Origin of the sequence: Bacillus sp. PAMC26543, assembly GCF_014250375.1 — a bacterium.
Lineage (GTDB): Bacteria > Bacillota > Bacilli > Bacillales > Bacillaceae > Bacillus > Bacillus halotolerans.
In genome coordinates this window covers 431,265-451,419 of the sequence record NZ_CP060193.1, presented here as the reverse complement: position 1 = coordinate 451,419, position 20,155 = coordinate 431,265, and the positions used below count along the sequence as shown (strand labels likewise).

16 protein-coding genes and 2 pseudogenes are annotated in these 20,155 nt (G+C 46.4%); 9 read left to right on the top strand and 9 right to left on the bottom strand.

All coding sequences use genetic code 11. From position 1 onward, the window contains the following. Nucleotides 1-12: 12 nt before the first annotated feature. The 3 genes from narH to H7F27_RS02210 form a co-directional block, all read right to left on the bottom strand. Entirely contained in the window at nt 13-1,476 is a 1,464-nt protein-coding gene (gene narH, locus H7F27_RS02220; protein ID WP_024123204.1) for a nitrate reductase subunit beta, read from the bottom strand. After that, on the bottom strand, nt 1,466-5,152 hold the full coding sequence (locus tag H7F27_RS02215; protein ID WP_185848503.1) for a nitrate reductase subunit alpha: 3,687 nt from the start codon (nt 5,150-5,152) through the stop codon (nt 1,466-1,468). Before H7F27_RS02215 ends, narH begins: the two co-directional genes overlap by 11 nt. Before the next feature lie 155 nt (nt 5,153-5,307). After that, entirely contained in the window at nt 5,308-5,784 is a 477-nt protein-coding gene (locus H7F27_RS02210) for a cyclic nucleotide-binding domain-containing protein (RefSeq protein WP_024123206.1), read from the bottom strand. Nucleotides 5,785-5,926: 142 nt separating this feature from the next. On the opposite strand from H7F27_RS02210, the gene H7F27_RS02205 reads away from it, so the two are divergent. Beyond that, nucleotides 5,927-6,646, top strand: coding sequence for a YwiC-like family protein (locus tag H7F27_RS02205; RefSeq protein WP_185848502.1), 720 nt, complete (start codon nt 5,927-5,929; stop codon nt 6,644-6,646). Between the two features lie 32 nt (nt 6,647-6,678). On the opposite strand, the gene H7F27_RS02200 is transcribed toward H7F27_RS02205, so the two are convergent. The 4 genes and pseudogenes from H7F27_RS02200 to H7F27_RS02185 all read right to left on the bottom strand — a co-directional run bounded on the left by H7F27_RS02200 (nt 6,679) and on the right by H7F27_RS02185 (nt 10,924). Further along, a complete protein-coding gene (locus H7F27_RS02200) occupies nt 6,679-7,395 on the bottom strand; it encodes a fumarate/nitrate reduction transcriptional regulator Fnr (protein WP_024123208.1) in 717 nt (238 codons plus the stop codon). 110 nt (nt 7,396-7,505) lie between these two features. Further along, nucleotides 7,506-8,693 carry a nitrate/nitrite transporter gene (locus H7F27_RS02195; protein ID WP_101859804.1) on the bottom strand — a complete coding sequence of 396 codons (1,188 nt, stop codon included), beginning with the start codon at nt 8,691-8,693 and terminating at the stop codon, nt 7,506-7,508. Between the two features lie 134 nt (nt 8,694-8,827). Continuing rightward, nucleotides 8,828-10,499, bottom strand: a pseudogene (gene argS / locus H7F27_RS02190) (arginine--tRNA ligase). Beyond that, nucleotides 10,496-10,924, bottom strand: a complete 429-nt coding sequence (locus tag H7F27_RS02185; protein WP_024123211.1) for a YwiB family protein — start codon at nt 10,922-10,924, stop codon at nt 10,496-10,498. Before H7F27_RS02185 ends, argS begins: the two are co-directional and overlap by 4 nt. A gap of 311 nt (nt 10,925-11,235) precedes the next feature. Between H7F27_RS02185 and sboA the strand changes: the two genes are divergently transcribed. From sboA to H7F27_RS02145, 8 genes are all read left to right on the top strand, one after another. Continuing rightward, nucleotides 11,236-11,367: a subtilosin A gene (gene sboA / locus H7F27_RS02180; RefSeq protein ID WP_003222002.1), complete on the top strand. Its 132-nt coding sequence runs from the start codon at nt 11,236-11,238 to the stop codon at nt 11,365-11,367. A gap of 134 nt (nt 11,368-11,501) precedes the next feature. Further along, nucleotides 11,502-12,848 carry a subtilosin maturase AlbA gene (gene albA, locus H7F27_RS02175; RefSeq protein ID WP_024123212.1) on the top strand — a complete coding sequence of 449 codons (1,347 nt, stop codon included), beginning with the start codon at nt 11,502-11,504 and terminating at the stop codon, nt 12,846-12,848. A 12-nt stretch (nt 12,849-12,860) separates the two neighbouring features. Continuing rightward, a complete protein-coding gene (gene albB, locus H7F27_RS02170; RefSeq protein ID WP_024123213.1) occupies nt 12,861-13,022 on the top strand; it encodes an antilisterial bacteriocin subtilosin biosynthesis protein AlbB in 162 nt (53 codons plus the stop codon). Continuing rightward, nucleotides 13,019-13,738, top strand: coding sequence for an ATP-binding cassette domain-containing protein (locus tag H7F27_RS02165; RefSeq protein ID WP_185848501.1), 720 nt, complete (start codon nt 13,019-13,021; stop codon nt 13,736-13,738). Before albB ends, H7F27_RS02165 begins: the two co-directional genes overlap by 4 nt. After that, nucleotides 13,731-15,044, top strand: a complete 1,314-nt coding sequence (locus tag H7F27_RS02160; protein WP_024123215.1) for a hypothetical protein — start codon at nt 13,731-13,733, stop codon at nt 15,042-15,044. The genes H7F27_RS02165 and H7F27_RS02160 overlap by 8 nt, the downstream gene beginning before the upstream one ends. Continuing rightward, nucleotides 15,034-16,197 (top strand): insulinase family protein, encoded by a 1,164-nt coding sequence (locus H7F27_RS02155; RefSeq protein WP_185848921.1) that lies wholly within the window; start codon nt 15,034-15,036, stop codon nt 16,195-16,197. The genes H7F27_RS02160 and H7F27_RS02155 overlap by 11 nt, the downstream gene beginning before the upstream one ends. A gap of 5 nt (nt 16,198-16,202) precedes the next feature. Then, nucleotides 16,203-17,480 (top strand): M16 family metallopeptidase, encoded by a 1,278-nt coding sequence (locus H7F27_RS02150; RefSeq protein WP_095712792.1) that lies wholly within the window; start codon nt 16,203-16,205, stop codon nt 17,478-17,480. Continuing rightward, nucleotides 17,477-18,178: a bacteriocin biosynthesis protein AlbG gene (locus tag H7F27_RS02145; protein ID WP_185848500.1), complete on the top strand. Its 702-nt coding sequence runs from the start codon at nt 17,477-17,479 to the stop codon at nt 18,176-18,178. The genes H7F27_RS02150 and H7F27_RS02145 overlap by 4 nt, the downstream gene beginning before the upstream one ends. Before the next feature lie 6 nt (nt 18,179-18,184). Here H7F27_RS02145 and H7F27_RS02140 read toward each other — a convergent pair. Beyond that, a pseudogene (locus H7F27_RS02140) lies at nt 18,185-18,561 on the bottom strand (YncE family protein); the annotation flags it as partial. Nucleotides 18,562-18,753: 192 nt separating this feature from the next. After that, nucleotides 18,754-20,106 carry a YncE family protein gene (locus H7F27_RS02135; protein ID WP_185848499.1) on the bottom strand — a complete coding sequence of 451 codons (1,353 nt, stop codon included), beginning with the start codon at nt 20,104-20,106 and terminating at the stop codon, nt 18,754-18,756. Nucleotides 20,107-20,155 lie beyond the last annotated feature (49 nt).

Below are 20,155 nucleotides of genomic sequence, written 5' to 3'. Positions count from 1 at the left end.
ATTTTTCTTTGGTTATATACAAGAGCCGGGGCCGCCTGAAAATGATAAGCCGCAGCTCCCTTGTTCAGCGTATAAATCAGAAATGTCTTCACGGTGGCTGCTCGGAATCACAAATCGGTCATCGTATTTGGCGATCGCAAGCAGCCGATACATGTCTTCAATTTGCTGTTCTGTTAAGCCGACACTGGAGATCAGTGCCGGGTCGATGGATTTATTCGTCTGGACCGCTCTCATATACTGGCGCATGACAGACATTTTCTTTAATGTGGACCGAATATGATTTGTATCACCGGCCGTTAATAGCTGCGCCAAATAGTCAATCGGAATCCTCATTTGGTCGATAGCCGGAAAAATGTCTTCCGCTGTTTGCCGGCTTCCCTCTCCTTCAAAGAGATTCATGATCGGACTCAAAGGAGGAATGTACCAAACCATCGGCAATGTCCGATACTCCGGATGAAGCGGCAGGGCGATTTTCCAGTCGATGATCATCTTATAAATGGGCGATTGCTGTGCAGCCTCTATCCATTCTGTCGGGATGCCCTGTTCTTTTGCTTGTTTAGCAACCTCGGGATCATTCGGATCAAGAAACACTTCCAATTGAGAATGATAGAGATCCTTTTCATTTTCTGCAGATGCCGCTTCCTCCACCTTATCCGCGTCATACAGCATGACGCCCAAATAACGGATTCTCCCCACACATGTCTCTGAACAGATGGTCGGCAGTCCCGCCTCCAAACGCGGAAAGCAGAGTGTGCATTTTTCCGCTTTGTTCGTTTGCCAGTTAAAATAGACTTTTTTATAAGGACAGGATGAAACACAGTATCTCCATGAACGGCAGGCATTTTGATCCACGAGCACAATGCCGTCTTCCTCGCGTTTATACATGGCGCCGGACGGACAAGAGGAAACGCACGCCGGGTTGATGCAGTGCTCACAAATGCGCGGCAGATACATCATAAAAACCTCATCGAATTCTGTCTTGATCGATTCCTCCATCTTTTGCACGTTTGGATCTTCAAGCCCCGTAATGTGGCCGCCCGCCAGATCGTCCTCCCAGTTCGGCCCCCATTCAATATTCATGAAATCTCCTGTCAGCGACGATTTTGGCCGCGCTACGGGCTGATGTTTTTTCTGCGGACTGTTAGTCAGCGTTTCATAATCATAGTTCCAAGGCTCGTAGTAATCATCAATGGTTGGCTGATTCGGATTATAGAAAAGGTTTGCAAGACGGTTGGTTTTCGGGCCTGATTTCAGCTCGAGCTTTCCTTTTTTTAAGGTCCAGCCGCCTTTATATTTGTCCTGATCCTCCCATTGCTTCGGATAGCCGATACCTGGCTTTGTTTCTACATTATTGAAATACATATATTCGGCACCGGAACGGTTTGTCCATGTGTTTTTGCAGGTCACGCTGCACGTGTGGCAGCCGATGCATTTATCTAAGTTCATGACCATTCCGATTTGCGCTTTAATCTTCAAGCCAATCGACCTCCTTCAGCTTGCGGATGACCACATTCAGATCGCGCTGATTCCCCGTAGGGCCATAGTAGTTAAAGCCGTAGCTGAGCTGGGCATAGCCGCCAATCATCTGTGTCGGCTTAACGTGAATCCTTGTCGGACTGTTATGGGTGCCTCCGCGGTTATTGGTCAGTTTTGTGCCGGGCACGTTGATGTGGCGGTCTTGGGCATGGTGCATAAACGCCATTCCTTTTGGTATCCGGTGAGACAGAACCGCTCTGGCTACGACAACACCATTTCGGTTAAAGCATTCAATCCAATCGTTGTCTTTGATATCCGCATCTGCCGCATCATCTTTATTCATCCATACTGTCGGCCCGCCGCGAAATAGCGTAAGCATCGGCAGGGAATCAAAATACATGCTGTGCACGGACCATTTATTATGCGGCGTTAAATAATTGAGAACGATTTCTTTGCCCTCTTGATCTGGCCGTTTGCTTAAGAAAGGGCGATGCTGGAGGATCGGTTTAAAGGTCGCCATCGTTTCCCCGAACTCCATCATCAGCTCATGATCGACATAATAGGATTGTCTGCCTGTCAGCGTACGCCAAGGGATTAATTTTTCCACATTTGTCGTAAACGGCGAATACCTGCGCCCGCCTTTTTCCGAGCCTGTAAATGCCGGAGATGTGATCACCGTTTTGGGCTGAGCCGTGATTTGTTCGAACGTAAAGCATTCTTCCTCCCGCTCTTCAGCCAGATCTTTCAGCTTCAGATTCGTGATGTCTTCAAGCGATTCCCATGCTTTTACGGCAACTTTTCCATTCGACGTGGACGAAAGAGTTAAAACGGCTTCTGCCGCCTGCTTGGCCTCGCTTATATTCGGACATCCCTTTGCGACACTGTCTGTGGTGACTTCTCCCAGCCTTTTTTTGAGTGATTCGTATTCATCGGCAATCGACCAGCTCATGCCTTTTGTTCCGCTTGGTTTTAAGGCGGCGTTTGGGCCGAGCGCGGTCATTTTATGAAAGATTTGTTTGTAGTCCCTTTCAACGACTTGAATGTTCGGCATTGTTTTCCCCGGGACGGCTTCGCATTCGCCTTTGCTCCAGTCCTTGATTTTTCCGAGAGGCTGCGCCATTTCCTGCATCGTGTCATGGAGGAGCGGTGCGGCGACAGCTTCTTTTACCGGCTTCATATCAACTTCTTCCGCGAGATTGGAGACGGCTTTTGATAAAGCCTTGAAAATATCCCAGTCCGACTTCGATTCCCAAGGAGCCGAAATAGCCGGGGCAAAGGGGTGGATAAACGGATGCATATCAGTGCTGCTGAGATCGTGTTTTTCATACCATGTCGCCGCCGGAAGCACGATATCGGAATACAAGGCGGTACCGGCCATTCGGAAATCGAGATTGATTAACAAATCGAGCTTTCCTTCCGGTGCCTGCTCGCGCCACTTGATTTCTTCAGGACGGATACTGTCGCTGTCGTCATTCATCAAGCCGTTCGTCGTTCCCAAGAGATGCTTGAGAAAATATTCATGCCCTTTTCCCGAACTGGAGATCAGATTCGCCCTCCACACGAACAGGTTTCTCGGAAAATTCGCTTCATTGTCAGGATCTTCAATGGCAAATTTCAGTTTTTTCTCTTGAAGCTGGCGGGCCACATAGTCAGCAACGTCTTTTGTTGTCTTCGCTCCCGCTTTTTCAGCTTCTTTGTACAGGTCAATTCCGTTTTTATCAAATGTCGGATAAGACGGAAGCCACCCGAGTCTTGCCGCCAGCACATTGTAGTCGGCGTGATGCTTGTAGCGGGAGGATGCCGCGATCGGAGATGCTAAGTCACTGACCGGCTGATCCTCGTAGCGCCACTGGTCAGTCGCAAAATAGAAAAAGGAAGTGCCGTTTTGCAGCTTTGGCGCCCCCTCCCAATCCTTAGCGTTGGCGATCGTCTGCCAGCCTTCAGCAGGACGGAGTTTTTCCTGTCCCACATAATGAGCCCAGCCTCCGCCGTTTACGCCTTGGGCGCCTACCAGTAAAACAAGATTTAACACCGCCCGGTAGATCGTGTCTGAGTTGAACCAGTGGTTGATCCCCGCTCCTACGATAATCATGGACCGGCCCTCTGTATCGATCGCATTTTGAGCAAATTCCCTGGCAATGTTAATGACCATCTCTTTTTTGATCCCTGTCACCTGCTCCTGCCAGGCTGGCGTAAACGGCTCAGGATCGTCATACGAGCAGGCTGATTTTGCCCCGATCCCCCGATTCACGCCGTAGTTAGCCAAAATCAAGTCAAATACGGTTGTGACATACACATCCTCATTGTCCAGCGCCAGTTTTTTTATAGGCAGATCTCGCTCAAGCACTCTGTTCCCCTCATTTGAGAAATAAGGGATTCGAACCGTGCCGATTTCGTCCTCTATGCCGAGCACCGAAAGCCGGGGTTCAATCGATTCGCCTGTTTCTTCATCTATCATGTGCAGGTTCCATTTCTTTTGGCCGTCCCAGCGGGAGCCCATTGTTCCTTGCGGGATCGCGAATGCGCTTGTACGTTCATTCCACACCGCAGGCTTCCACTGATCATGCTCCGTCTGCCGCCCGATGTCCTTTGCATGAAGAAAACGCCCGGCCGTATACACGCCATCCTCTTTAGTTAGAGTGACAAAGAACGGGAAATCCGTATATTGCTTTGCATACTCTATGAAACGCTCTGTCTTCTGATTAACGTAAAACTCCTGCAGGATCACATGACCCATCGCCATCGCAAGCGCGCCGTCTGTTCCTTGGCGGATGCTCAGCCAGTCATCTGCAAATTTAGAGGATTCCGCGAAATCCGGGCTAATTGAGATGACCTTAGCGCCTTTATAGCGGGCTTCTGCCAAAAAATGCGCATCCGGCGTCCTCGTTAACGGCACATTGGAGCCCCATGTGATGATATAGCCTGAGTTGTACCAATCACTGCTTTCCGGGACGTCTGTCTGGTCGCCCCAGATTTGCGGGGATGCCGGGGGAAGATCCGCATACCAATCATAGAAACTGAGCATAGGGCCGCCAATCAAAGACATAAACCGCGAGCCTGACGCATGGCTGATCATAGACATAGCCGGAATCGGAGAAAACCCGATATTCCGGTCAGGGCCGTATGTTATAACCGTATACAGCAAAGAAGCAGAAATCAGCTTCAGCACCTCCGGCCATTCAGCGCGCACAAAGCCGCCCTTTCCCCGCGCCTGTTTATAGGACTTCGCTTTATCCGGATTTTCAACGATCGATTTCCATGCTTCCAAAGGGTTTTGATGAGCCTGCAATGCTTCCCGCCACAAATTGATCAGCACACTGCGCACGTACGGATATTTCACACGGAGCGGGCTGTAAATATACCATGAAAAACTGGCCCCCCGCGGACAGCCTCTCGGTTCGAAATCAGGCATATCCGGGCCTGTTGAAGGATAATTCAAATTTTGCCCTTCCCACGTGACGATGCCGTTTTTCACGTATATATTCCAGCTGCAGGACCCTGTGCAGTTGACACCGTGGGTGGAGCGGACGACCTTATCGTACTGCCATCTGTTTCTGTATACATTCTCCCAATCACGATCTTCATAGGTTGTTTGGCTATGTTTATTTGATTGATGCTCAATAGGAGAGAAATAATTTAATCTCCTAAACAACGGACTCATTTTCTTTTTTTTCATGAATATTTCACTCCTTCCGAGTCAGGTATTCTAAGTTCACTATATACAGAGGCATGATGTTTCCTTGTGAACTATGTCACACACTCCCCTTTTTTCACAGAAAGTTCACATGAGGAAGAAGGAATGGAAATACCGAACAAAAAACCCGGTTCCTTTTAGGAATCGGGCTCAGCGTTTTCATCCTGAGATCTATGCATGTATCGCAAAAACAGCTCATAAGAGAAAAAGACATTTTGCTGGAGCATCACCAGAAAATTCATCTGCAGCTGCGGATAATAGGACATGATTTTCTTTAATATGTAAAAAGGGATATTGAGCATAAGAATGTCTTCGGATGTTCGGACTGAAATGAATGGAGATAAGAACATCCCGCCTTTTTGATCAATGGGAAACACATCGCCTTTTTCCCACAGCGCCACGGTTTGCGACCCTTCAGGCAGCCTGCTGTCAATAAAACGAATACTGCCTTTTAATACAATATAAATGGATTGAGAATGGAGAAAAGATGGATCCTGATCACATGAACCGCGGATAAACGTCCCGTTATTCAGCAATGTTTCGACAATGGATAGAGGCACTTCATTAAACATAGGAAGTTGTTTCAAAAAAAATAAATAGTCACACTGATTCATAGGGAAGCCTCCTGTGCTAAGGATACCTTTAGTGTAGCCCGGCCGATCCATGACAGCAGTGATGTATTTCACAGTGATATGATGAATGTCACTTATTGGCGGTATTTTTGCTTTTATAATGAAACAAGAAAGGAGTGTTTCGATGAAGGCGCTTATTCCGAAGCAGCACGGCGCTTGGGCCATGCTGCTGATTCCGTTTTGCCTCGGTATGGTGAAGGGAGGAGCGGTTCTTTGGCATATCCCCCTATTTTTGGGCTGGCTTTTTCTTTATTTGGCTGTTTATCCTGTTACGCTGGCATTAAAAAAGAAACAAATCAAACCCTATCAAAAGTGGATAATTTCTTACAGTTTTCCATCCTGCAGCTTTTTGCTTGCCGCCGTCATCCATAAGCCGTCTTTTATCTGGCTTGCCTTTTCTTTGCTGCCGCTGTTTCTCATTCATGTGTATTATGCCCGGCAAAAAAATGAACGAGCGCTGCTGAATGATTTTGCGGGCGTCTTATTCTTTTGTACAGGCGGACTCGCCAGCTGCTGGCTGGGGACGGAGACTCTTGACGGCTGGGCATGGTTTATTTTCGCACAATCTGCTTTGTTTTTTATCGGAAGTTCATTTTATGTGAAGTCGGTGATCCGGGAGAAGAATAATAGAGTATTTGCTTACTGGTCGTGGGGCTATCACCTGATCCTCCCCTTACTTTCCGCAGCTCTCGGAGGTGGATGGGCCGTTCTCGCCTTTATCCCCAGCAGTTTGCGTGCATGGTTTTTTCATGGAAAGAAGTGGCCTGTTCAAACGATCGGCATTCTTGAAATCGTCAATGCGTGCTTCTTTTTCGCCATCATTTATATTTGGCTAACAAGATAAAAACAAGGACATATTGCTGTCCTTGTTTCCTCTTAATCAATATTACAAATCTCTAACGGGCAATTTTCGCACTCAATCTCACACCGTAAATAGTCCCGCTGATGCAGTACAATCTTTCCGGAATCCTCTATTGAAATAACCCCTTGTTTGCGGAGATCCCCCAGCATGCGGTTGACGCTCTCTCTTGCAGCCGCGCAAAATTTCGCCAAATCCTGGTTTGTCAGGGCAATGTTAATGAGAATGCCATCACTCCGGTTCACTCCATAGCTGTTTGACAAGCGGATGAGGGTGGAGTAGAGCGCCCCTTTTTTACCATGAAGAAGAAGGTCTCTGATTTTGGATTGAATTTTGCGCAAATGGGTGCTCATCCATTTCATAAATTCAAATGTCAAAGCACCGTTGTGGATAAGTTCCTTTTCAAGTCTGCTTTTATTGATGACGAGCACTTCGCCATCCTCCAGCACTTTTGCACTGAGCATATATCTCGGTTCTTCTGTGAAAAGTGTTAATTCACCGACAATATCATTTTTTTGACAGATTCTAAGCGTCAGGTCTTTGCCGTCAGCCGTCAGCTTCCCGATTTCAATGAGTCCTGACTGAATCAGATAAAGCTCTTCTGCATCCATTCCTTCTCGAAACAGGTATGTTTGTTTTTCGATTTTTCTTTTTGTGCTGATGGATTCCAGCAATTGATGAAGATCACTGGAAATAAGATCCTTATCAGATGTTCGAACAGAGAGAAAGTTCATGAGCTCACCTCGAAGAAAAGTCACGTTGTGTATCTATTGTAACGTGAAATCATTTGCGCTTTTCAGAAAAAACTTACAATCTCGTGAATTCCCCAATCGCCGGCGGCCCGTCAGTTTACGCTGTGCCCGCTTCTCTCTGTGTGTGTTTTCATTCTTTCCTGCCAATACATCCATATGACAATGACAAAGCTTGCTAACGCGACTTCCGAAAGCGCCATAAATCCGATGGCGTATTGTCCCGTCGCCTGAAATACACTCGCCAGAATCAGCGGAGGGAAAAAGCCGCCTAATCCGCCCATGGCAGACACAACTCCGTTGGCGATTCCCGCCTGCTTAGAAAAATAGAAAGGAACCAGTTTAAAAACCGTCCCGTTTCCAATCCCGGAGCACACCGCAACCGTTAACGCCCCAAAGGCATAAATGCCGATCGTCGGCGAAAACGACAGGATGACGCCCGATAATGTCAGGCCGGCAAAGACAAACATCAGGATGCGGAGCGGACTCACTTTATCAGCCAGCCACCCGCCCGCCGGCCTGAGCAGCGTGGATACAGCAATAAAACCTGCCGTCCGCAGCCCGGCATCCGCAGGACTCAGATCAAACTGCTCAACAAGAAAGTTTGGCAAATAGATTGTAAAAGCGACAAAGGCGCCAAACGTAATAAAATAAAAGAGACTCAGAAACCACAGCACATGATTTCGGTAAACGGCTTTGATTTGAGTCTTTACGGACACCTTCACTTTCTTCTCATGCCGGTCACCGAAGAAAAAGTGCAGCAAAGCAAATAAAGCCAGCAGAACCATATACATTTGCACCGTACTTTTCCACCCCGCCGCTTGAGCAATCACAGGAGCTGCAAATGTAGTGATCGCGGTTCCGATATTCCCGGCACCGTAAATACCGTTTACAACGCCATGTTTTTCTTTAGGATAGTACTTCGGAAGAGATGTAACCCCAATGGAAAAAACGGCTCCCCCAATCCCTAAGAAAAAACCGCCCGCGATTAAATCAAACAGGGAATCTGCAATACTGATCCAAAATACAGGGAATAAAAGCAATATAAAGCTAATCATAAAAATGATCCGCGCGCCAAACCTGTTGGTCAAATATCCCAATGGAACGCGGAGAAGCGATCCTAATATAACGGGTATGGCCGTTACCAAGGAAATTTCGCCTTTGCTCAAATGAATATCTAATGTGATTTGGGAAATAAGTGACGAAATCAGCACCCAAACCATAAACCCTGCCACCAAGCTTAATGACTGCAGCGATAATTGAAAGTGTTGACGGTTAATCATTCGGCTTGCCCCTTTCACTGATTCAATAATCAGCCTTATCATACAAAAACTCGGCGAGGAAGATTGTGAACTATATCACACGATTTTTTAACAAAAAAAGGACAAAGCCCTCTGGCTTTGTCCTTTCAGCTTGATTACATTTTTTCAGGAGCCGATACGCCGATCAATTGAAGCGCGTTGTTCAGCGTGATTTGCGTTGCTTTCATTAAAGCTAAGCGCGCACGGCTTTTCTCTTCGTTTTCAGGGTCGATGACTTTCTCCGCATTGTAGAAGCTGTGCAGAGCTGAAGCCAAGTCATAAATATAATTCGTCACACGGTGCGGAATTCGTTTTTTCCGCCGCTTCCGCCACTGCCTCTGGGAAACCGCCGATTGTTTTCAGCAGATCATATTCTTTTTCTGATTGAATAGGGCTGAAATCAAGGTCTGCCGCCGGCTTAAGTCCTTGCTCTTCCCCTTGGCGAAGCATGCTGCAAATGCGCGCATGTGCGTATTGCGCATAATACACAGGGTTTTCGTTAGATGTTGATACAGCAAGATCCAAGTCAAAATCCATATGCGTATCAGCGCTGCGCATCGCGAAGAAATAACGCACGGCATCAAGGCCGACTTCGTCAATCAGGTCGCGCATCGTTACCGCTTTCCCCGTCCGTTTGCTCATTTTCATTTTCTCGCCGTTTTTGTAAAGGTGCACGAGCTGAATGATTTCTACTTCCAACGTTCCTTTTTCATAGCCAAGCGCTTCGATTGCCGCTTTCATACGCGGGATGTAGCCGTGGTGGTCGGCGCCCCATACGTTGACCAGCTTATCAAAGCCGCGGTCAAGCTTGTCCTTATGGTAGGCGATATCAGGAAGCAGGTATGTGTATGTGCCGTCCTTTTTGATCAGTACGCGGTCTTTGTCATCACCGAACGTTGTGGAACGGAACCAAGTCGCACCGTCTTCCTCATAGACATGGCCTTTCTCACGCAGCGCGTCCAGCGCCTTATCGATTTTTCCGTTTTGGTACAGTGATGTTTCAGAATACCACACGTCAAACGGCACGCGGAAGTTTTCCAAGTCTACGCGAAGCTTCTCCAGCTCGTATTTCAAACCGTACTCACGGAAAAATGCGAGGCGTTCGCTTTCTTCTTCGTTGACGAAACGGTCGCCGTATTCCTCAGCGAGACGCTTTCCGATTGAAATGATATCCTCACCGCGGTAGCCGTCCTCCGGCATCGGTTTTTCCAGTCCAAGCGCTTCAAAGTAACGGACTTCTACAGAAAGCGCCAGGTTGTTAATCTGGTTTCCGGCATCGTTAATGTAGTATTCGCGGCTCACATCGTAACCCGCTTTTGCAAGCACATTGCACAAGGAATCGCCGACAGCCGCACCGCGCGCGTGGCCTAAGTGAAGGTCCCCCGTCGGATTTGCAGATACGAATTCCACTTGAACGCGTTCGCCGTTTCCGATGTTTGTTTCTCCATACGCGTCTCCCGCTTCCAATACAGACGGGATCAGCTTCGTTAAATATTGATTGTTCATATAGAAATTGATAAAACCAGGACCGGCGATATCAAGCTTTTCAATAGAAGCCTTTCCTTTATCAAAAGAAGCGACAATTTCCTCAGCGATTTGGCGCGGCGCTTTTTTCGCGATTCTCGCGAGCTGCATCGCCATATTTGTTGAATAATCGCCGTGTGTTTTATCCTTCGGTGTTTCTAAAATGACATTTGGAATCTGGCTTTCTTCAGCCAGTCCCGCTTTCAGAACGGCTGCTCTGATTTCTTCTTTCAGCACGTCCTTCATTTGTTCCGCAATGTTCATGCGTGAGTTCCTCCCTCATACGTGATCGTCATATTATGTAAATGCTGCTGCTCGTCTCCGACATGCATATCATATGCGATACTGATACGGCCTTGTTCTTCGCCGAGATCAGATTGAATCGATTTTGTGCTCGTTTTCAGCTCAAGCTCACCAAATGACATTTTATATTTGGCGATTGTGGAAGCTCCAGTTACGAAACGCTGGTTCATTTTGACAGCGCCTGATCTCATGACAAGCACTTCGCCTTCGCTTACTTTTACAATCGTTTTCACTTTGCCTAAGTCGTGTTCTTCATAATAAGATAGATACACTTTATTCTGTTTCACATAGTAAAATCCGGTAGTGCGGAATTCGATCACTTCTTCGTTTCCGTCATCCTCGATCACAGATTTCACATGGATTGTTATCGGTGTCTCTTGCTTCATTCTGACACGTCCTTTTCATCTTTCCACTTTGACTTGAATAGTATAATCATTCGGTTTGTAAACTTCAACTGCTTCTATCTTACCATCATTGCTCATCAGATTTGAAGATAAACCTCAGAAAAAGCAATTCCTTTATAGAAGAGAAAATCATACCACTGATTACCTTTAGGAAATATTACATTTTTCCGAATTCTACCGTTTGCAATTCACATTTTCTTCAAAATATATGTATTGAAATGGTAATTTGATAGTTTTAATATAAAAGTACATCAAAGATCTGCTAGAAAAACAAAAAAAGGGAGGATTCAATTATGAAAAAAGCTGTCATTGTAGAAAACAAAGGTTGCGCAACATGCTCAATCGGAGCCGCTTGTTTAGTGGACGGACCTATCCCTGATTTTGAAATTGCCGGTGCAACAGGTCTATTCGGTCTCTGGGGATAAGGTTCTCCGGAAAAGGGCATAGTAAATTACTATGCCCTTTTTAACTAAAATACAAATTTTAACTAAAACCTACTTCTTGGTTATACATACACAGTGATTTTTATATTTGAATCATATGTATAGGGGATGGTATTTTGTTTATAGAGCAGATGTTTCCATTTATTAATGAAAGTGTAAGAGTCCACCAGTTGCCTGAGGGAGGTGTGCTGGAAATTGACTACTTGCGTGATAACGTCTCGATCTCTGACTTTGAATACTTAGATCTCAACAAAACGGCTTACGAGCTTTGTATGCTGATGGACGGTCAAAGAACGGCTGAACAAATTTTAGAAGAGCAATGCGCAAAGTATGATGAGTCGCCGGAAGACCATAAGGACTGGTACTATGACATGCTCAGCATGCTTTTGAACAAGCAGGTCATTCAGCTTGAAAACCGGGCCCGCTTTCACAAAATCGCCACCAGCGGAAGCAATGAATTTCCGATGCCGCTGCATGCCACCTTTGAGCTGACGCACCGCTGCAATTTAAAGTGCGCCCACTGCTATTTAGAAAGCTCGCCGGAAGCGCTTGGCACTGTATCCATTGATCAATTTAAGAAAACGGCTGATATGCTGTATGATAACGGTGTTTTAACGTGTGAAATCACAGGCGGCGAAATTTTCGTCCATCCAAACGCCAATGAGATTCTTGAATATGTGTTAAAGAAATTCAAAAAAGTCGCCGTCTTAACCAACGGAACGCTGATGCGAAAAGAAAGCCTGGAGATGTTAAAAGCCTATAAGCAAAAAATCATCGTCGGCATATCACTGGATAGCGTACAGTCCGAAGTGCATGATTCATTTAGAGGGAGAAAAGGCTCTTTTGCCCAAACCTGTAAAACGATAAAATTGTTGAGTGATCATGGTATTTTTGTCAGAGTCGCCATGTCGGTTTTCGAAAAAAACATGTGGGAAATCCACGACATGGCCCAAAAGGTGCGCGATCTCGGGGCGAAAGCGTTCTCTTACAATTGGGTTGATGATTTCGGAAGAGGCAGAGATATTGTCCATCCGACGAAAGATGCCGAACAGCACCGCAAATTTATGGAGTACGAGCAAAATGTCATTGATGAATTTAAAGATTTGATCCCGATCATTCCGTATGAAAGAAAACGTGCGGCGAACTGCGGCGCCGGCTGGAAATCTATTGTGATCAGCCCGTTCGGAGAAGTACGCCCGTGCGCACTCTTCCCGAAGGAATTTTCATTGGGAAATATATTTCATGATTCATATGAAAGCATCTTTGACTCCCCTCTTGTCCATAAATTGTGGAAAGCGCAGGCGCCGCGGTTCAGCGAGCATTGCATGAAAGACAAATGCCCGTTCAGCGGCTATTGCGGAGGCTGTTACTTAAAAGGGCTGAACTCCAACAAATACCACAGAAAAAACATCTGCTCCTGGGCGAAAAATGAACAATTAGAAGATGTGGTCCAGCTTATTTAGGAGGGAAACAATTTGTCACCAGCACAAAGAAAAATGTTACTGTATATCCTTTCATTTATTTTTGTCATCGGCGCGGTCGTCTACTTCGTAAAAAGCGATTATTTGTTTACGCTGATTTCCATCGCCATCGCCATTATTTTCGGTATGCGCGCGCGGAAGGCTGACTCGCGATGAGCATTTTGGATATACACGATGTATCCGTGTGGTACGAGCAAGACAACGTCATCTTAGAAAACGTAGATTTACATTTAGAAAAAGGCGCCGTTTACGGACTGCTTGGGGTAAACGGCGCCGGAAAAACAACGCTGATCAATACGCTGACAGGGGTAAACCGCAATTTCAGCGGACACTTTACGCTGTGCGACATTGAAGCGGACGCCGGCATGCCGCAGAAAACATCAGATGAGCTGAAGATCCGCCGCTACTTTGCTGCCGATTATCCGCTTCTATTTACAGAAATTACGGCGAAGGACTATGTTTCTTTCGTTCATTCTTTGTATCAGAAAGATTTCTCAGAGCAGCAATTTAACAGTTTGGCAGAGGAATTTCACTTTTCCCAATACACAAACCGGAGAATTTCCGAGCTGTCCCTCGGCAACAGGCAAAAAGTTGTGTTGATGACCGGGCTATTGCTCGGGGCTCCCCTGTTTATTTTGGATGAGCCGCTTGTCGGCTTAGATGTGGAGTCAATAGAAGTCTTTTATCAGAAAATGCAGGAGTATTGCAAGGCAGGCGGAACGATTTTGTTTTCTTCCCATTTGCTCGACGTGGTGCAGAGATTTTGTGATTATGCGGCCATCCTTCATCACAAACAGATCCGGAAGGTCATTCCGATTGGAGAGGAGACTGATCTTCGGCGTGAATTTTTTGAGGTGATCGGCCATGAATAACCTGTTTCCGATTCTGTCATTGCTGTTCAAACAGCTTTACGGCCGCCAAGGAAAAAAAGACGCCATTCGCATCACCGCAGGGCTTGCCGTTCTGGCCTTGTTTGAAATCGGGCTGATCCGCCAGGCAGGCATTGATGAATCAACCTTAGGAAAAACATACATCACACTCGCGCTTCTGTTTATGAATGCGTACATGGTGTTTCTCTCTGTTACATCCCAATGGAAGGAATCTTACATGAAGCTGAGCTGTCTATTGCCGATCTCTTCCCGGAGCTTCTGGCTCGCTCAGAGTGTGGTTTTGTTTGTTGATACTTGCTTGAGAAGGACGCTGTTTTTTTTCATATTACCGCTGTTCTTATTCGGAAACGGAACGCTGTCAGGAGCACAAACCCTGTATTGGCTCGGCAGATTTTCGTTTTTTACTGTCTATTCGATTATTTTCGGCGTTTTGTTAAGCAATCTTTTCGTCAAAAAAAGCAGAACGGCACTCCTGCTGCATGCGGCGGCATTCACCTGCGTGTGCTTCAGTGCGGCTTTGATGCCTGCCGTGACGATCCCGCTATGTGCGATTCATATGCTCTGGGCTATTGTGATTGACTTCCCTTCATTTTTGCAGGCGCCTCAGCAGCAGAGCAAAATGCATTCTTTTATGCGGACATCAGAATTTTCGTTTTATAAAAGAGAATGGAACCGGTTTATTTCCTCCAAAGCGATGCTGTTAAATTATATCGTGATGGGGGCATTCAGCGGCTTCTTTTCGTTTCAGATGATGAACACCGGCATTGCCGATCAGCATGTCGTCTATATCGTAATTAGCGCTCTCCTGCTGATCTGCTCACCGATTGCTTTATTGTATTCTCTTGAAAAAAATGACCGGATGCTGCTGATCACGCTTCCGATTAAACGCAGAACGATGCTTTGGGCGAAATATCGCTTTTATTCCGGTTTATTGGCCGGCGGGTTTATTTTGATTGCCATGATTATGGGCTTGATCAGCGGCCGGCCGATTTCACTTTTGACTTTTTTGCAGTGTATGGAATTGCTGCTGGCAGGGGCTTATATTCGGTTAATTTCAGATGAAAAAAAGCCGTCCTTCAGCTGGCAGACGGAGCAGCAGCTCTGGAGCGGTTTCTCTAAATACCGTTCCTATGTATTTTGTATCCCTCTTTTTTTAGCTACTTTAACAGGCACTGTTATTTCCTTGGCAGTCATTCCGATTGCCGGGCTGATCATTGTCTATTTACTGCAAAAACAGGATGGTGGTTTCTTTGATACAAGCGGAAAAAGAGAACGGCTTGGAAGTTAACCTGCTGACGACTGATCAATTTTCAACCATCTCGATCGCCGCGAGCTTTCTGAAGCCAATCGAAAGCGCGGCGGAACCTGAAGAAGAAACGATCTATTTTTATGGCGCGGCTGCACACCAGAAGCAAAACATCATCGACACTTTCGGCTATGCCGCCGGCCGCCGCTTCATGTATTCAGCAAATCTCTTTTTTGACCGGCAGCTGAAAACGTACGGGACCCGCATGATTCATCCGTTATATGCTGAGGGATTTCATACAGATGCTGTCCTGAACACCTTTGTTGACATGTCCTCCTTTCCGGCTTCTCTTTCTGCCAGCGCAGCGGAAAAGGCAAAAGCTGAACTGCTGCTGAAAATGGAAAAGACATTCGCTGACCCGTTCTCCTATTCAGCAGCCCGTCTGGCGGAGGAAGCCTTTGGAAACCCGATGTACGGCACTGCCATGTTTGGCCGGAAAGACAAGCTTATGGCTGTGCATCCTAAACGTTTTCTTGATGCGTCGGAATTTATCGCTGATTTATTTTCTCAGCAGAAACAGCTGAACATATTAGGAAACATACAGTCCTGTGATGTTCAGGGACATGCCCCACAGGCGTCCGCCATGTCTGCTGTAAGAAAACCCGTGAATCAGGATATTTTCGAAACAGAGACACGCAGCACAGCAGGTCCGTCCGTTATGACACTTGGCTTTGACTGCGGAGACATGAAAGATGTCCGCGATTATTTAGCCATCCAGCTGATAGACGGATTGCTCGGCAAGTACGGCCATTCCGCTTTATTTCGGCATTTTCGCGAAAAAGATCTGGCCGTTTATCATGTGATGACCCGCTATGACATCATGAGCAATATGCTGCTTGTTTCCGTATGCACCGACCAGCTTCATGAAAACGAGATTTCTCCAAGAGTTTTGGAAGCTGTATCGCGTTTCCACGCGGATGAACCGGAATTAAAAAAGGCACAACAATTTTTAATCAATGAAATCCTGCTGCAATTTGATTCTCCTGAAGGACTCTTAGCCTATATGGGAATCCTGCGCCGTTTCTCTTGCAAAAAAGAAGACCTGCTGGACAGCATCTCAGCGGTCACGTGCCGCGATTTGCTGCAATTCATCAAAAATCTTACATATATTGGAGCTCATGTAGTAAGGGGATGAGAGAGATGGAAAAGGAAGCCTTTTTTCAACAGCTGGATGAACGAACCGATATCAGATACACAGACAAGGGAATGAAAATATTCAGGTTACAATTTCCCCGCGCCCATTTAAGATTGTGCAATGTCAAAACCGGCTTTGGAAGCCGGGATATCCGCTTACAGTCAGAAACCGGCGGCCGGATGCTGCCATATGGCACAGCGCACTTTTTAGAACATCTCCTCTTCTGGCATAACGGCCGGAACCTGTATAGTGATTTTTTTGAACACGGCGCTCTGTTGAATGCGTTCACCACTTACACTGATACAAATTTCATGTTTACCTCATTGCCGGATCGGCTCAGACAAACCATTCCAATCCTGCTTGACGCTTTATGGAACCACTCGTTTGACGAGCAGATCATTGCTCAGGAAAAAGCCGTGATTACAAGTGAAATAGAAACGGCGCTTCTCAACCACCAGCTTCATTACCATTATCAGCTGATCCAGATGCTGTCTCCTGCCTCACCAGCCGCAGTCTTCCCCGCAGGCAGAAAAAAAGACATTGAGGCTCTGACGATCTGTGATCTGCAGGAAGCCTATGCTGCCGCCTACCAGCCCCATCGGATGACGCTGTTTCTGATTGGCGGCCCAGAAGATGCGGAAACTCTTTTGCCTTCTCAGCTCAGGCTGGAAAAGCGCTCTGGCAGCCGCTCTGACAGAAAGATCGTCCCTGCGTGCCCTCCCCTCTCACCAAAAGAGGTAAAGGGTGATCTGGAGCGGCCGGAAGACACTTGGACCGGAATACAAGTCGGGGCGCTCCCAGGAGAAAACGGACTTTTGACTTTGAAGCTGTACTGGGACATTGCCTCTCGCATCCTGTTTCACATGGATTCGCCGTTTTTTCAAGAGATCCGGCAAACGTACCGCTTGAATATCCAAAGCCTATCAGCGGATGTTCACTTATCAGAGGATGGCGGCTTTTTGATCCTTCACAGTAAAGGGGCGCATTCTTCCGCATACATCGATGTGGCATCCTACTATATCACGCAGCAGAAAAACCGTACCGAAGCCTGGCTTGAGTACGGCAAGGATTCTTTAGTCAACGCGATCATCTATGACAGTGATTACGCGCGTAAATGCTTTGAATGGGCGGCGGAGTGTGAACAGTACGATTGCTCGTTTCTCGGCCTTTACCGCACCATTCAGCAGATGAATTTTCATGATTTCTTGGCTCTCATTGAAGCAATGGTTTCTTCTAACAAAGCAGTCATTCATGTACCCCAGAAAGAAGTGATGAGACAATGAAAAAAAGCACTGTCTTTACTTTATTATTGCTGCTTGCGGCCATGGCGGCTTATTCCTTCGGCTGGTTTCACTCAGGTGCTGAAGCCGCAGGCCGATATGTACAGCTGATTAAAAATGACGCTGCCCGCCTTGGGCTGTTGGCTTGTGCCGCTTCCGTACTGATGCTGCCCGCCTTTCTCTATCTTCACTACGTGACGCAATCTGTCAAAAACATGACAGCAGCTTTTCAGAAACTCACACAGTCTCATCAAAGCTGCTGTGACTTCCAGCATCGCAAGCTGTGCAGCCGTTATGCCGACGATGTAAAATTGCTGCGCGACAGCTATAGGGGCATCCGACAATCATATGTGATGGCTGCTGTATTGTATCAGGTCATCGTTTTCGGCTGCATGTTTGAAATCGTCAAGGCCGTTCCCTTCAGCTTTCATACGCCCCCTGCCGTTACAATGGGGCTTGCGGTGTTACTGATTTTGTATTTATTGTTTTATATGCGAACGTACTTGCTGCAGCTTTTTCAGCACGGAAACCTGTTCAGAAAAGTGCTGGTGGGAGTGCTGACAGGAGCCGGGATTTGGTGGATGCTCAGTTTTACTATAAGTGAACTGCTGTTTCTGATCATCTTAGCTGCCATCCAGCAGATCGGATCTTTTGTTTATAAACGAATCTCTTACCGCAGCCCTGCTTCTCTCGATCTATAAAAACATCTACATCGCAATCGCGGACGGACCGGCGCCAACCGGAATGACCGTTACGGCTGAATCATCACTCGTGCGGTACACGGTCACTGCATTGTCGCCGGGCTGTGCCGCGTAAATGTATTGATTGTCGGGCGTTACTGTAAGGTCATAGACATTAGGAAGAGACACGTTTGCGATGATCCTTTGTGCAGCAGTATTAACGACATATACATTGTTAATGAGAAACGGTTTACTATAAGGCTCTAGAAAATAAGCCCTAGTACTATCCAGAGAAAATACAATTGTCCTCAAAGTTTCAAATAGACGGTCAAAGTCACCTCCCCTGCTCAAGGGTGACAAACTGATATCTGTTACACCCTTCGGCACAGTTCACCATTCATCACGTCTGTACTCCATGTAACCGCAGTGACTGCTTCCGCAGGATCAACGACAAACCCCTCCGGAACTTCAATCGGCACTTGAAATGGCACTTCACGACTGGCATCTTCATCACAAAAACAGAAACAATTTTCCTGTAAAACAGAAAAATCATTCTTTTTCATGATTTCACATCCCTTTTAGAAATGCATAGTTGATTAAATCGCAATGTCACTCGGTGAAACGCCAAGCGATATGACAGTTTCCACAGAATAATCATCCGTGTTGTAAACAGTGATGCTTTGCTCTATAAAATTTGTTGCATACAGAAATTCGCCATTCGGGGTAAACGCAAAGTCTCTTGCCGATTGCGGAAGATTTCCTATTACGCCTGCACCACTTGGGCTGACGGAATATAGATTGTGAGTGAAACCATCAAACAAATACACCCCTGATCCGCTCTTAAACATTCGATATTCACCCTCATACTCCAGCTCTTGGGTGCTACTGATCGTAAATGTATTTAAATCAATCACCGTCAAATAATTGAAAAAGAATTCTTGTTCTAATACATAAAGGTAACGTTCCGGCCAACCCGTTTCTAAGGCATTTACGATAAGGTCCCGTTCAATAGTTCCTGTCACTTCACCTGTGTTTAAGTCCAATCTTTGCACTGAACCGAAACCAAGCAGATACGCGAACAATCCATTTGGATCAATTGCAACATCAAAACCTTCAAAAGGAATAGACCTTTCAACAGTTAAGGTTTCAATTCCTATCACGTATATGGCACCACCGGCGACAACATAAAAAAATTCGTGTCCAGGTATAAAAGATATGGATTCCGGCGGCTGATCCAGCAAAATAGAAGCTGTGACACTCAATGTGTCTTGATTGATGACAGTAATGACACGATCATAGTAATGCAAAACAAACACAGAGGTGTTATCTGGCGTCTTTTCTACCCTTGTAGGTTGGTATGGAAGAGAAATCGTCGTCACAACAGTATGAGTGTTTGTATCAATCACAGAAACCGACTGATCATCTGGATTCGCTGTAAACGCATAAACAGGCTCCGGCTCCGGGGAGAGCACAATCGTTCCCGTCACCGATAAAGGACTGCCGTAAAATGGCGGGACGACAACAAGGTTCTCGATCGTAATGTCACTGACATCCGGACAATCATCCGGTTCATCAGAATAATAGACAACTTGATCGATCTCTACATTGTGAATGACAGAAATAGCCCCCTCCCCTTGTCCATATTGGTTTCGCACAGGTGAGACACTGACAAGAAGCGTAACGGTTCCCTGCAGGCGGACTGCAAATTGAACACCGATTTCATCAGGCTCAGGCCCCGTCTCAATTAAGCAACGTTCACTGACACAAGAAAGGCTGTCTGCATTCCACGTGACGTTTGCAACAGCTTCAGCCGGATCAACGACAAACCCCTCAGGCAATTCAATCGGCGCTTGAAACATAGCTTCACGGCTGGTTTCTTCCTCACAAAAACATAAACAATCTTGTGCAGCTTCTGCTTTTTCTTTAAAGGAAAGCTTGTTTTTCCTCATTTCATCACTTCCTTTTCAGACATACACTGCTCACGCAGATACAACAGAA

Bases quoted from the DNA above. Each gene is read 5' to 3' on its own strand.
- H7F27_RS02135 (WP_185848499.1), bottom strand. From the start codon at position 20,106: ATGAGGAAAAACAAGCTTTCCTTTAAAGAAAAAGCAGAAGCTGCACAA.
- sboA (WP_003222002.1), top strand. From the start codon at position 11,236: ATGAAAAAAGCTGTCATTGTAGAAAACAAAGGTTGCGCAACATGCTCA.
- H7F27_RS02195 (WP_101859804.1), bottom strand. From the start codon at position 8,693: ATGATTAACCGTCAACACTTTCAATTATCGCTGCAGTCATTAAGCTTG.
- H7F27_RS02165 (WP_185848501.1), top strand. From the start codon at position 13,019: ATGAGCATTTTGGATATACACGATGTATCCGTGTGGTACGAGCAAGAC.
- H7F27_RS02145 (WP_185848500.1), top strand. From the start codon at position 17,477: ATGAAAAAAAGCACTGTCTTTACTTTATTATTGCTGCTTGCGGCCATG.
- H7F27_RS02210 (WP_024123206.1), bottom strand. From the start codon at position 5,784: ATGAATCAGTGTGACTATTTATTTTTTTTGAAACAACTTCCTATGTTT.
- H7F27_RS02200 (WP_024123208.1), bottom strand. From the start codon at position 7,395: ATGAACTTTCTCTCTGTTCGAACATCTGATAAGGATCTTATTTCCAGT.
- H7F27_RS02205 (WP_185848502.1), top strand. From the start codon at position 5,927: ATGAAGGCGCTTATTCCGAAGCAGCACGGCGCTTGGGCCATGCTGCTG.
- H7F27_RS02185 (WP_024123211.1), bottom strand. From the start codon at position 10,924: ATGAAGCAAGAGACACCGATAACAATCCATGTGAAATCTGTGATCGAG.
- H7F27_RS02160 (WP_024123215.1), top strand. From the start codon at position 13,731: ATGAATAACCTGTTTCCGATTCTGTCATTGCTGTTCAAACAGCTTTAC.
- H7F27_RS02215 (WP_185848503.1), bottom strand. From the start codon at position 5,152: ATGAAAAAAAAGAAAATGAGTCCGTTGTTTAGGAGATTAAATTATTTC.
- H7F27_RS02150 (WP_095712792.1), top strand. From the start codon at position 16,203: ATGGAAAAGGAAGCCTTTTTTCAACAGCTGGATGAACGAACCGATATC.